Source organism: Tamlana sp. s12 (genome assembly GCF_016767215.1).
Taxonomy (GTDB): domain Bacteria; phylum Bacteroidota; class Bacteroidia; order Flavobacteriales; family Flavobacteriaceae; genus Pseudotamlana; species Pseudotamlana agarivorans.
This window is the reverse complement of the sequence record NZ_CP068547.1, coordinates 2886849-2901010: the sequence shown is the minus strand read 5'-3', so window position 1 is coordinate 2901010 and position 14162 is coordinate 2886849. Positions and strand designations below refer to the sequence as shown.

The window sequence follows — 14162 nt, the reverse complement described above, 5'->3', positions numbered from 1 at the left end:
AAAAGTATGATGCGTACAAATGGTCACGAAACGGCAGCAAAGTACCTAGATAAGTCTGTTATTTATTTTTTTATATGTGTTTTTCTGGTATCAGGATCAGCTTTGGGTTACCGGTTTTATAACAGTTTTCCATGTGAGCAGTTGGTCATGGATATCAATGCCAGAAGCTATCGTATAGGCGAACTTATCAAGTTTACAGACCTCACAGAACACAGTAAAAACAGACAATGGTATTTTGGAGATAGTACAGCAGTTAGCGATAAAAGAGAAGTACTGCATGTGTATACCAAGCCTGGTAAATACGTCGTGCGATTGCGAGTTAATGGCAATTGTATAAAGGAGACTACCCTTGTTATTAAAGATAAAAAAGTATTGATTGATCCGAATAAAATACCCAATCTGAAGGTTCCAGACAGTATCACGGTTGGTCAAACGTTGGTTTTAACCGATAGCACCCCAGAAGCACATAGCTGGGAATGGCGTTTTGGAGAAACGGCTCATGCCAATGCCACAACACAAACAGCATCCTATAGCTACGAAAGTTTTGGTTTAAAAACCATTACCCTTATTGTTAATGGAGATATTAAGCATATGGCTAAAAAACGTATTCAAGTGTATGAAAACACAGTACTTGACGAAGCTCCAATAAAAACTATTAAACCTAAGAAACGAGAAATTGGTTGGGACATACCTTATGAACCTGTGGTTAAAGAGGTTGAAAAAAAGGATGAAAAAGTGCCTTTTATAAGTGAAGAAGATTTTGCTAAAGCGTTGATTAAAGTGTCTCAAGAAGAGATTACAGAGAAAGAATTTGAACCGTATTTCTGCGGAAATATTAATAAAAACATTGTCGTAGATGGTAAAAACATGACGTTTTTAGTCTTCTGCCAAAAGATAAGAGGTAAGAAGATAAAAATTAAGAGGTTAACACTTTTTAGAAATGAATCAACCAACTGTATTGAAAATATTAACCTAGAATACAATAGAAAAATCCTTTAGATGGCCTATAAACATAGAATTAATTGGGTGGATGGCATGAAAATTAATAAAGATCATTTTATTGGTTTTGAAGATGCTATGATGCAGCAAATGATCCAAATTAACCGCCAGTTTGTGCATCAAAATAATTATGGATTGCTACCGCATACGAGATCTAACGAAGATGCTGTAAAACTGTCTCTATCTATTGACGGTATGGATACTTTAAGTGTCATTATCCATAAGTGCTTAGCGGTGACTTTAGGTGGTTTTCATATTGAAATAGATGATACGATCCAAGATGCTCAGGAAATTTCAGAACGTATCAACATACGTGAATTTATTAAGAATGACACAAACCAGATAGGATATATCCTGTTAGCGGCTAAACCTTTTCAAAGAGTAGCTATTGGGGAGGTTAATCCAAGCGAAGAGCCTTATCGAAGACCATATGTGTCACAAGCGTATGAGTTGTCTTTGGTTTCAGAAAAGGATTTGAATACTAACGACACAGGACTAAATAATATCGTAGTGGCTAAGGTTTTACAAGACGGCGATTCCGTAAACTTGGTCGATGATTATATCCCGCCATGCACATCCATACAAAGTCATTCCGAATTAAAGCAAACGTACATAGATGTTGATGTATATCTGAATAAAATGGAATTGTATGGTCTTCAAATCATATTGAAAATTCAGCAAAAAAATCAAACTAACGAGTTGTCCAAAATCGTCCTTAGTATAGCCAAGGAGGTACTATATTATTTAAGAAGCACGATGTCTAGTTTTAGAAATATGGATAAATACGCTCCCCCGATTGACATGATTACCAAGGTGATGAGTTTGGCAAGAATCATTAAAGGCGGCATAGATTTGAGTATAGGGTCTGGAAAGGAAAACTTGCTAAATTATATTTCAGATTGGTGTGATGTGAGCCAGGTGACTTTCGAAAATGTGATTGATAATATGGTGAATTTGGAGTATTGTCATCACGATACTACTCAAGCCATCGATAAGTTATCTGAATTCACTTTACTTACCCATAGTTTATTTAAAAAACTAAATGAATTAGAATATATCGGAAAGAAATCAGACTCCAGCATTTTCGTAAAAGAAGATGTTATTATAAAGGAACCAGAGAAAAAGCGACGTCGTTTTTTTATGGAGTAATAAGTGACGTCATTCAAAAATTAAAATCAAAAAAGAGATATGAAACCAAAGAATATTAAAGCACGAAGGTCCAGTTTTATTAAATTTTTACTACTGTTCATGCTAACGGTAACAACCATTGTGGGGGCTGTGTTTTTTAATTATAGTGTGCCCTTAAAGGAAAATACCCTATTAAAGGAACGCACAAGAAATATACAGCAAGAAATCGATTTTCAAAAAAGTTTTGCTTTAAGAGTGCATAATGTACAAGCCATGATTGATTCGTTAGGTGCTCCTGGACAAAACATAGCGTTTACAAACACTTTAATTCATGGTAAGCTAGCCGATTTACAAAGTTCTATTCCGCAAAAGGACTCAACCTATCTTTATAATATGTATACTGATATTGTTGAAGCGCTTGTAGGCTTACAAAGCACAAAAAATGATCTCCTTAGTTTAGAAAATGCCAGAAAACGTATTGATGAGTATAAAGAGGTTTTGGATGAGACTAGAACTGAATTGGAACAAACAAAAAGAGACCTTGATATTTTAAGAATTTCTAGAAACTAATTGAGGTTCAGTTCAATTAAATGATTATAAAATGATATGGCATTACAGTCTGCAACAACAATTTATATTGGTAGCAACCCAATAAACGCTTTTAAAACGTTTACTTTAAATCAAAATATTAGCGCACACCACGTTTTAAACTTGGAGTGCCGAATTGATGTTTTAGAAGATCAAAATGAAGATTTCTTAAACACCGCAAAAAAGTATTTGGGCGAGATTTTAACGCTTCAAGTAACTTCGCTAGCTCAATTCGAAAATTATAAACGTCTTGATTTTAAGGGCGTGGTAACGGCTGTGTCGAATAAAAGAGGGAAAAATGGCGAGCACATCATGTTGATAAAGGCAGAGAGCCCAACAGTGATTTGTGATGCTGGTTTGCATTTTAATTCTTTTCAAGATAAAAGTTTGAATGCTATTTTATCGGAGGTGTTTCAAAATGTTGATACATCTAAATTAAGCACAAGTTTTAATCCTGATTTTACCGATGTAATAACGTATTCCGTTCAGCAAAAGGAAAGTGCTTGGCATTATGTGAAGCGTTTGGCTATGCAATATGGTGAATGGTTATTTTACGATGGTAAAAAACTAATTTTCGGAACCCCAGAAGACGGGGACGACGTGGTCTTAAAATATGGATTTGATTTACAGGGGTATTCTATTGATTTAATGCCATTACCTAATAGTTTTCATTATGCAAGTAAAGACTATATAAATAATGAAGCTTATGCTTCACAAAGTTCTGAAAATATTACAGAAGCTTCCGGCTATCATGGTTTTGTAAATGATTGTAGTCGAAATTTATATACTGAAGAAGCTGAGGTTTGGGTAAATGGTTTTTCTGGAGATGAGCATCAACAGCGTTTAAATGACCAAGAGGAACAGCAAAAACGAGTTGTTGAAGCTAGGCAAGTTTTTTTGAAGGGAAACAGCGATAACCCCGGAGTGTCTCTTGGGAAAATTATTGAAATTACCGATGATGCAGGAAGTCGAGGACGTTACCGCATCATTAAAGTATCGCATAGTAATTTTGAAAATGGACAATACAACAATATTTTTGAAGGCATAAGTGCCGATATTGATAAGTGTCCACTTAATAATCCTGAAGCTACACCTAAAAGTCATTCACAAACCGCTGTGGTAATCGAAAATGCCGATCCAGAAGGTTTGTCACGAGTAAAAGTGCAATTTCCATGGCAAATCAGGAATAATGAAAGTACACCATGGATACGCGTGTTAACTCCGCATGCTGGGAATGAAAAAGGGTTTCATTTTATTCCAGAAATTGAGGAAGAAGTTTTGGTTGGTTTTGAAAATTCGAAAGCAGAACATCCTTATGTATTGGGAAACTTGTATAACGGTAAACAGAAAGTTGAAGATTGGCAATCAGATACGAATGCGATTAAAGCGATACGAACCCGTAGCGGACATACCATAGAGCTCAACGATGAAGATGGCGAAGAAAAGATTAATATTTATGATAACGCTGGGAGTATTATCACCTTCGATACTCAGGCAAAATCCTTATACATCACTACAGCAGAAAATTTAGAATTTCAGGCGAAAAATATTAAAATGACCGCTGAAGAAAATATACAATTGGAAGCTAAAAATAATTTGTCACTGGCTTCTGAAGGCGACACCCAAATCGCTAGTCAGGGGCTATTAAATTTGCAATCAGACAATGATTTAACCTTGAAAAGTGCTGCGAATATTAAGGTTGACTCTGACGCTAATATGGAAGTTCAAGCGCAAAGTATTCGTGCTGAAGGGCAAGTTTCAGCAGAAATAAAGGGTCAGCAAACTAAAATCCAAGGTCAAATTACGGCTCTAGAAGGCGCTAGTGGTAAAATTGAAATTATATAGCATCATGTGATGTTGTAAACTTTCAAAATTGTTTTTTAAAGGTTGTAGTATTATTCTGAAATATTATAATGGTTTCTGCTGAAGTTATTTAAATTTATTCTTTATAGTAAAATATAGGTAAATTTTAGTTTAGAATTGTTTGAGTGGAATTAGAAATTAACTAAATTTAACATATCAAAACGGACTGGTTTGTCAAGATGATCCATTCTTCAAAAGAATGTTGGTAGGATTGGACAGAGCGATGTGTTATTAATTATTTCTAAGATCAAATCAATTTGATGCGAAACAAGAAAATATTACCACCAAAGGATTCCAAATGGCGAACAACAGCAGTATTCTTTATTGCTGTGATTATTGGTCTAGCCTTGTTTATGGCAAGAGAGTCTAAGATTATTTCTTATATGTCTGACGATCCCCAAGCTTGTGTGAATTGCCATGTGATGACTCCTGTTTATAACAGTTGGATGCACAGTTCTCATCGCGAATGGGCCAAATGTAATGACTGTCATGTACCCCATGATAACGTTTTCAATAAATATTATTTTAAAGCTAAAGATGGTCTTTATCATGCTTCTGTTTTTACCATGCGTGCCGAACCAGATGTCATTGAAATGAAGGAAGCTTCACAAGAAGTGGTTCAAAGCAATTGTATTCGTTGTCATGTTCAGCAAGTCACTCAGGTGAAATATAATGGCTGGATTGAAGGGCATAAAGAGAATAGGTTAGGGCGTCAATGTTGGAGTTGCCACAAACAAGTGCCTCATGGAAATGTACACGGATTATCAACCATAAAATTTAATATAGCACCTATACCTACAGATCGCGAGGATGAACTTGTTATCCCTGAGTGGATGCAAGAGCAGATTAAAGAATAATAAAAGTACAGCAGATGAAAAACAAAGTCTTATTTATCGTAACCATTATTGTCGTATTTCTATTGGGGCTTTTGGCTTCAAGCATCGTCAATAGAAAATCTGAAGCCAAATATAAATATGTTCCTCAGGTTAATATAGCCGAAAATGAACCAAGAAATGAGGTTTGGGGTGAAAACTTCCCTCTAGAATATCAATCGTATATGCAAACTTTAGATACGACGTTTGCTTCTATGCAAGGTGGTTCTGCGATGCGCGATGTGCTTGAAGAAGACCCGAATTTAGTGGTGTTATTTGCTGGATATGCGTTCTCTAAAGAATATAATCAAGGCCGCGGACATGCTTATGCTGTTGAGGATGTGCGTAATATTTTAAGAACTGGAGCGCCTGAAGGTAAGGGTGACGGACCAATGCCTTCTACGTGCTGGACTTGTAAAAGCCCTGATGTTCCTCGTTTAATGAATGAAATTGGTGTTGCCGAATTTTATAGTGGAAAATGGGCCGATAAAGGAGAAGAAATAGTAAACCCTATTGGTTGTGCCGATTGTCATAACCCTAAAACCATGAAGTTGCGTATTACTAGGCCTGCCTTGGTTGAAGCATTTGATGCTATGGGGAAAGATATCAATCAGGCGACTCATAATGAAATGCGCTCTTTAGTTTGTGCGCAATGTCATGTTGAATATTATTTTAATAAAAATTTACCAGGAAAAGAAGGTGTGCCATATCTCGTATTTCCTTGGAAAGACGGTATGACCGTAGAAGATATGGAGAAATATTATGATAATTTAGAGTTTTCAGATTGGACGCATCAGCTTAGTAAAACACCTATGCTTAAAGCACAACACCCAGGTTACGAAACGTTTACTACTGGGGTACATGCCGATCGTGGTGTGTCTTGTGCCGATTGCCATATGCCGTATAAGAGTGAGGGCGGACAAAAATTTACAGATCATCACATTCAATCGCCTTTAAATAACACTTCAAATGCCTGTCAGGTTTGTCATAGAGAAGAATCTAGTAAGTTAATTGCTAATGTTTATGATCGCCAAAGAAAAGCAACCGAAAATCGATTAAAGCTAGAAGAGTTATTAGTGAAAGCCCATGTTGAAGCTAAAAAATGTTGGGATCTTGGTGCTACCGAAGAACAAATGAAACCGATATTAACCGATATTCGTCACGGACAATGGCGCTGGGATTATTCTGCAGCGGCACATGGAGCTTCTTTCCATTCGCCAGTTGAAACGGCTCGAGTTATTGGTGGAGGTTTAGTGATTGCCCAAGAAGCACGTGTAAAGTTAGCACGACTATTGGCTGAATTAGGTCATAATTCACCTGTAGAAATGCCTGATATTTCTACTAAAGAAAAGGCTCAAGAGTATATCGGTTTAGATATGGAAAAATTGAGAGCTGAAAAAGAAGAATTCAAAAAGAACGTTGTTCCAAAATGGCTTGAAGCAGCCAAAAAGCGTGAGGATAAAATGCCCATCAATGCGGTTTCTGCAACGAACTAAAAGTTATAATTTCTGAATATTATTTATATGAAAGATACCTTGTTTAAATTAATAAGGTATCTTTCAATTTAAAATAAGGCCACATACTTATATATGAATAAAATCTACCGCCTATTTGCCTCACCAATACTTGCTGTCTTCCTTTTATTAATTTTTGCAGTCTCTATGGCAACCGCCACTTTTGTTGAAAACGATTTTGGAACTGCAACAGCTTGGAAAATGATTTATGATTCATGGTGGTTTGAACTTGTTATGCTAGGCCTGGGGCTTTGTTTTATGATGAACATATATAAGTACAGATTATGGCGACTCGAAAAATGGTCAATACTCACTTTTCATTTGGCTTTTATTATTATTTTATTAGGAGCAGGCATCACACGATACGCTTCTTATGGAGGCGTAATGCGTATTCGTGAAGGCGCTACTTCAAACATGATTATTTCAACGAATAATTATTTACACGTTCACCTTTCTAATGGAGCAAAAACAAAAACACTTCGTAAAAAAATCAACTTTTCACCATTAAGTAATAATGATTTTGAGATAAAAACCGATTTTCAAGACCTTCCCATTACGATATCGTATAATGAATTTATCGCAGATGCGGTACCCGAAATTATAGATGATGCTGAAGATGGCAAACCGCTAATTCAAATGGTAGTGTCTGCAGGAAACGGAAGGGAAACCGTGTATTTGGAAAAAGGAGAAATTGAAAGTATTGGCGAACATCAACACAAAATAGGTTTTGAAGTAGATCAAGCTGATGTGATTAATATTACCGAAAAAGACGGTCTGTTTAAAATTAGGTCGCCAAGGAGTTTAAGCACTTTTGTAATGGCCACCGAAACGGCTGGAACCATAGTTAAAGATAGTCTGCATACCATATCACTTAGAACCTTATATCGAGACGGTGATGCCTCTTTTGTTCCACTATCTTATCATCCTAAGGCTAAAATTGGATTAATATCCGTTTCTGAAAAACCAAAGGACAATGATGAGCAAAAAGATGATGCTTTACTTGTCGATGTTAAAATAGGGGATAATTCAAAAGTTGCTACCTTGTTATATAGAGAAGGTTTTTTACCAACTAAACATGATATAGATTTTGATGACATACAGGTCACCTTGTCCTATGGAGCAGAATCTATTATAACACCATTTTCAATTAAGTTAAACGACTTTCAATTGGAGCGTTATCCCGGTTCTACAAGTCCCTCAGCATATGCTAGTGAAGTTAGTGTCATTGATGGTGACGAAGTGATGCCGTATCGTATATATATGAATCATGTGTTAGACTATGAAGGGTATCGTTTTTTTCAAGCGAGTTATGATACCGATGAACTCGGAACAGTTCTAGCCGTAAACCATGATGCTCTAGGTACCAACGTGACGTATTTAGGATATTTTTTAATGATGTTGGGGATGTTTTTTACACTGTTTAATAAAAACTCCCGTTTTTGGGTGGTAAATAACAAGTTGAAAAAACTTAAAACGAAAAGTGCTGCCTTAGTTTTAATTGGTTTGTGTTTTACACTAGGGAGTTATGCGCAAAATAAAGCTCCAGAAATTAACATCCAAACCATAAAACAGCTAGAGGTTGATGAACAGCATGCTGAATTGTTTGGACGATTAATGGTTCAGGATTTAGATGGACGGATTAAGCCAATGAACACCCTAGCTTCCGAGTTCTTAAGAAAGCTAACTAGAAAACCATATTTTAAATTTACTCAAAACGGTCAAAGTATTAGATTAAGTGCGAATCAAGCTTTTCTTGCTATGCAAGCGGCTTCTAATATTTGGCAATATATTCCTTTAATTAAGGTTGACGTTGAAAAAGGAGGTGAGGTCTTTAAAGCATTAGAAGTTAGTGAAGATGGCTTGGTATCTTTTGTTGGACTCTTAGATGATAAAGGAAAATATAGATTGGGTGAAGTTGTGGAGGTTGCAAATAAAAAGAAACCTGCAGAACGAAGTGAGTTCGATGAGGAGATTATAAAAGTTGATGAGCGATTTAATATACTATATAATGTATTTGCTGGAAATTATTTAAAGGTCTTTCCAAATAGTAAGGACGAAAACAACAAGTGGCATAGTCAAACTCATGACTTTTTAGATTTCCCTGAAGAAGATGCGCAATTTGCTCAAAAAATTATTCCAAGTTATTTTAATGATGTCAATAAAAAGGATTGGATTGCTGCCAGTGAAAAGTTGGAATACATCAAAACGTTTCAAGATGTTTTGGGTAAAGATATTATTCCTTCACGAAAAAGAATAGAGGCAGAGCTGTGGTATAATGAGCTTAACCTAAATTTTTGGCTGTTTCAAGTTTTCTTTACGTTAGGAGCGCTTCTATTATTTCTAGCTATCCTAAAGGTGTTTACTAAAGGTAAAGTAATTGATTATACATGGAATCTAATTATAGTATTAACCCTTGTTAGTTTTATTGCTTTTACAGGAAATATCATATTAAGGTGGTATGTCGCACAACATGCACCATGGAGTAATGGCTATGAAATGCTGGTGTTTGTGTCTTGGGTATTGTTATTATGTGGTTTGCTTACGTTTAGAAAGTCAGATTTTGCATTGCCTTTGGCAACACTTTTTTCAGGAGCCTTGTTGTTTGTGAGTTATTTAGATTGGTTAAGTCCTGAGATCACTAATCTAATGCCGGTATTAAAATCGTATTGGTTAAAAATTCATGTAGCAACGATTGTAAGCAGTTATGCACCTCTAGCGCTTTCTGCTGTTTTAGGTTTTATGGCACTTTTATTAATGATCTTTAAAACAGAAAAAACACAAAAGGAAATTGATATACGAATAAAAGAATTGACCTATATAAATGAAATTTCTATGACCATAGGGTTGTTTGTACTGTCGGTTGGTACTTTTCTCGGTGGCATTTGGGCTAATGAATCTTGGGGTCGTTACTGGGCATGGGATCCCAAAGAAACCTGGGCACTAATTAGTATAATTGTATACGCCGTAGTGTTGCACTTAAGGTTAATTCCCGGTGTAAAAAGCATGTATGTGCTTAATACGGCTAGTGTTTTTGCTTTCGGATCTATTATTATGACATCATTTGGGGTTAATTATTATTTGTCTGGATTACATAGTTATGCAGCAGGTGATCCATTGCCTATTCCAAAATTTATTTATGTTTTAATATCCTTAGTTATACTAGTCGCTTTTGTGGCATTCTTAAGGAAACAAAAATTTCAAAAAAACAAATCTAAAAGATTTTAACGCTGTTCAACCCTTATTATTGTGATTTAATCGATTTTTTTGATTTTTTCGGGTATTATACGTGAAAAAATTGAAAAAAAGCCGATAAAACGCTTGGTAATTTCGGTTAATTACATAAATTTGTTCCACTAACCCTAAAATCTTTAACATGAGAATTAAATTAATCTTACTAGGTTTTTGCCTTTTCCTAGTATCGAGCATTTCTTTTGCTCAAAAGTCTGATGGTCCAAAAAGTATCATTAGTGATAAAGTTAAGATAAAAAAATACCATAATATTGAAGAGTTAGAACGAATGGCTAAGGGTGAAGTGTTAGCGCTTTATAGAGAGAGAAATACAGTTCTAACTAGAATATTGCCTTATATTGCATTTGCTACAAAACCAGGGGTTACTATGGTTACTTTAGGGATTCCTACAAATAGTGATAACGTAAAGGCTTTAGATAATCAATTAGAAGCGGCAGATGATTACGTTAATAGTACAACGTTTTTCTTGAATGAGTATTTACCATATGCAGATACTAGAAATTTGATTTCAGGCATTTTGTTTTATGAAGAGATCATGAAATCACTACATACCTTTAATGAATATCGTTAAATAGAATTTCGTTAAATTTTATAACATCATTTAATATAATTATGCTATTGAAGTATTAAACTAAAGTTTAAAATACTGCAATAGCATTTTTTATTTTATAGAGGTACAGGTTTTACTTTGTTAATTATTTATTGATAAAATAAAAAGCTGGCATTAGTTATTGTCTTGGATTTTTTATAGAATTGTCTTTGATAGTAAAACAAGGACAATTTTAACAACATAATAGTGCATTTCGTCGATAGAATTTCCTTGCAAATGAACTTATTTTATGTATTTAATCGAAATAATTGGTATTTCGTGGATTTTTTTTTAAATTTGATTAATTATTGATCTAAAAATCATACTTTGGTTCTAACCCCAAATCGTTTAATTATGAGAAAAATTACCCTTACCGTTTTCATGTTCCTATTTGTGGCTGCAAATCTTGTGGCTCAACAAGAGAAAGGAATTATAGGAAAAGACAACTGGCTTAACAATTGGACAGACTTTCAGTCTAGTGGTCAAGATAACCATGTAGAGCCTACTCAGATTTTAACAGGAAATATTACAGAAGATAAACGTTTGGTTAAAAGGCATGTGTACTTGTTGGTTGGAAGTATCTTCGTAACTAATAATGCTGTCTTAACGATTGAGCCTGGAACTGTAATTATTGGTGACTATGCAAGTAAAGCTTCTTTAACAATTGCAAAGGGAGCAAGCATTGTTGCAAACGGATTAGAAACAGACCCAATTATCTTTACTTCAAACCGTCGTGTTAAAAAGTCAGGAGATTGGGGAGGTTTAATTATTCTTGGTGATGCAGCATCTAATAAATTTGGAAATGGTTCGGTTTCATCGTACTATACGAGACTTAACCCTGCAAATTATGCCTTTACAAATTTTGGTGGTGAAAATCCAAATTCTAACTCTGGGTTGTTAAAATATGTGAGAATTGAATATGCTGGGAGTCGTGTTAAAACTGGGTTGAATTATAATGGTTTATTATTAGCAGGAGTAGGAAGGGAAACTGTTTTAGAAAACGTTATGGTTAGTAATTCTGGAGGTAACTCAGTAGAAGTATGGGGAGGAAATGTTGCCTTAAATAAATTTGTGTCCTATAAGGCTAGTCAAACAGATTATAAATTCAACTATGGTGTTCAAGGTGAGTTAATTAATTCATTAGCTGTAAGGTCTCCATATGTTTCAAGTAGTAGTGGAGCTAGAAGCTTAGAAGTTGTTGCTTATAGTGAAAGACAAGAAGTAGATTTTTCAAAACCATCAACATCTGTTAGTGTTCAAAATATCACTGTTTTAAATACTTCTAAAGATTTAAGAGAGGATATTAGAATGGGCTTAGTTCAAGAAGGAGTTTATGTTGGAGAACACGCATCTCTTGATATGAATAAAAGTGTGATTTCAGGATTTAATCCAGCTGTTATTTTTGAAAATAAGATTCAAATTAACCAAGAAAGTTTAGATAAAATAAAATTCACTAACATGTATTTCAATAATTGTAATGGAAACATTTTTGTTGAAAATAATGCAAATAATGAAGATTTAGAAAACTGGTATGGTAATCATGCGTTTTTTAATGTTTATTCTAAAGGGCATGACGCTGAAACTTTTATAGAAATAAACAATCTTAGAAGACCAGATTATAGATTACGTATCAATAAAATTATTGCTTCAAACGATTCTGATTCTAATTAAAAACATCTAATTATTTCTAGATTAAATAGAATTACCTAAGATAATAATAGTAGATAAAAACAAACTAACTAACCCAAATCGTTCTACACATTTTATCTAAAACTTATTGCTTACATCATATAGTTTGTGTGTTCAAACTATATGATGTATAAGTCTTAATTACGTTTTTTCGTAAAAATGACTCGTGAGTTTTATGTCTTTTTTGTGTGAAAACCTCAAATGAAAAATTTCACGCTAGTACATATTGTTGCTTTTTTCCTTTTTATTTTTTCGAATTTAGTGCAAGGACAAGTCGTTATTACTAAGCCTAATTTGCTTGGTTTTAATCAAGCTTGTGCTAGTGATGGGTTTAATGAATATAATGTTTCTTTTTCTTTTTCACCAGAAACAGCACTTGATGCATCTAATCAATTTATTTTAGAACTTTCCGATGCCGATGGTAGTTTTGCAAATAGTGAAGTGGTTTATACATCGACAGCTGGAGCTATCGTTTCATCACCAGCAACAATAACCTTTGCTGTACCTAAAACGGTATCGGGTGAATCCTATAAAGTTCGAGTTAAAAGTACTGAGCCAGCAGCAACAAGCTCGGGCTCTAATGCGTTTCCTGCGTATTATAAACTTCAAGATAGTCCGTTTACGATTAATAATTTAGTAGCAACGGCTAATTTTTGTTCTGGCGGAAGCTATCTTTTGACCATTGACAATCCAGGTGATGAAAACAATGATTCCCCACTACAATATCCGTCATTAACGTATAATTGGTATAGAGAAACTAGCGCCACTACCAAAGAATTTGTTGCAAATGGTAGTAGTTTATCGGTTACCACTTCAGGTAAATACTTTGTTGAAACAAATTATGGCACTTGTACCTCAAATTCCTATTCAAATCGTGTTACAGTTAATGAAATATCCACAGGTGTTACAGTTGCTATCAACTCCAGTTTGGGTAACCCTTTCTGTATGAGCGACGGACCAACAACGTTAACCGCTACTGCTGGAGATAGTTATCAATGGAGTAAGGACGGTGTGCCTATAGACGGTGCTACCGAACAAAATTATATTACCAATGAATCAGGTGATTATTCTGTAAATGTTGATTTAGGAAGTTGTACCGCTTCAGCCTCTATTCTTTTAGATAATTCTGGTTTTTCTAGTAGTATTGATGGTGTTATTCCTGATGAAGATAATGTTTTAGAAGAGGGAGAAACTATAACAGTTACGATAACAACAGATGCTTTAAATCCTACTTATACTTGGTATCGTAATGATGCTCAAATTTCTGGAGCAACAAGTAATAGTTTTGATATTGATCAGTTTGGAAGTTATAAAGTAACGGTCTCACAACCTTCTTCTACAGGTAGTTGTGTAGCCTCTATGGAGTACCTGTTTACGGTATCCGGGGGTGATAATTATTTTCCTAATGTTGAAGAAATACCAAATATTGTGAGTCCTAACGGTGATGGTATTAACGATACTTGGATAATTCCTCAAGCATATGTTTCAGGTACTAATACAGAGGTAATTATTATAAGCCCACAAGGCAAAACAGTACTTCAAACTAATGACTATTTAAATAATTGGCCAGAAAATAATATCGATTTTAAAAGTGTTAATCCTGTGTATTATTATATCATTACGACTTCAAATGGAAGCACAAGAAAAGGAACTTTAACAGTAATAAAATAA

The 14162-nt window shown here is 34.7% G+C and carries 10 protein-coding genes; all 10 read left to right on the top strand.

The genetic code is table 11. The features are described from left to right. The first annotated feature begins 6 nt into the window (after window positions 1-6). The 10 genes from JJL45_RS12500 to JJL45_RS12455 all read left to right on the top strand — a co-directional run bounded on the left by JJL45_RS12500 (window position 7) and on the right by JJL45_RS12455 (window position 14162). Window positions 7-999, top strand: a complete 993-nt coding sequence (locus JJL45_RS12500; protein ID WP_068602330.1) for a PKD domain-containing protein — start codon at window positions 7-9, stop codon at window positions 997-999. Continuing rightward, window positions 1000-2148 (top strand): type VI secretion system baseplate subunit TssK, encoded by a 1149-nt coding sequence (locus JJL45_RS12495; RefSeq protein ID WP_068602332.1) that lies wholly within the window; start codon window positions 1000-1002, stop codon window positions 2146-2148. A gap of 39 nt (window positions 2149-2187) precedes the next feature. Next, window positions 2188-2697, top strand: a complete 510-nt coding sequence (tssO, locus tag JJL45_RS12490) for a type VI secretion system TssO (RefSeq protein WP_067146320.1) — start codon at window positions 2188-2190, stop codon at window positions 2695-2697. A gap of 36 nt (window positions 2698-2733) precedes the next feature. Continuing rightward, window positions 2734-4560 (top strand): type VI secretion system Vgr family protein, encoded by a 1827-nt coding sequence (locus JJL45_RS12485; RefSeq protein ID WP_068602334.1) that lies wholly within the window; start codon window positions 2734-2736, stop codon window positions 4558-4560. A 278-nt stretch (window positions 4561-4838) separates the two neighbouring features. Continuing rightward, window positions 4839-5435, top strand: a complete 597-nt coding sequence (nrfH, locus tag JJL45_RS12480) for a cytochrome c nitrite reductase small subunit (RefSeq protein ID WP_067146324.1) — start codon at window positions 4839-4841, stop codon at window positions 5433-5435. Window positions 5436-5449: 14 nt separating this feature from the next. Beyond that, a complete protein-coding gene (gene nrfA, locus JJL45_RS12475; protein ID WP_068602336.1) occupies window positions 5450-6946 on the top strand; it encodes an ammonia-forming cytochrome c nitrite reductase in 1497 nt (498 codons plus the stop codon). Window positions 6947-7039: 93 nt separating this feature from the next. Continuing rightward, the gene (gene ccsA, locus JJL45_RS12470) at window positions 7040-10189 is read left to right on the top strand and encodes a cytochrome c biogenesis protein (RefSeq protein ID WP_068602338.1); all 3150 of its coding nucleotides are present in this window, start codon (window positions 7040-7042) and stop codon (window positions 10187-10189) included. Between the two features lie 148 nt (window positions 10190-10337). Next, window positions 10338-10784 carry a hypothetical protein gene (locus JJL45_RS12465; protein WP_067146329.1) on the top strand — a complete coding sequence of 149 codons (447 nt, stop codon included), beginning with the start codon at window positions 10338-10340 and terminating at the stop codon, window positions 10782-10784. 372 nt (window positions 10785-11156) lie between these two features. Continuing rightward, a complete protein-coding gene (locus tag JJL45_RS12460) occupies window positions 11157-12473 on the top strand; it encodes a hypothetical protein (RefSeq protein ID WP_068602340.1) in 1317 nt (438 codons plus the stop codon). A gap of 219 nt (window positions 12474-12692) precedes the next feature. Next, a complete protein-coding gene (locus tag JJL45_RS12455) occupies window positions 12693-14162 on the top strand; it encodes a gliding motility-associated C-terminal domain-containing protein (protein ID WP_068602341.1) in 1470 nt (489 codons plus the stop codon).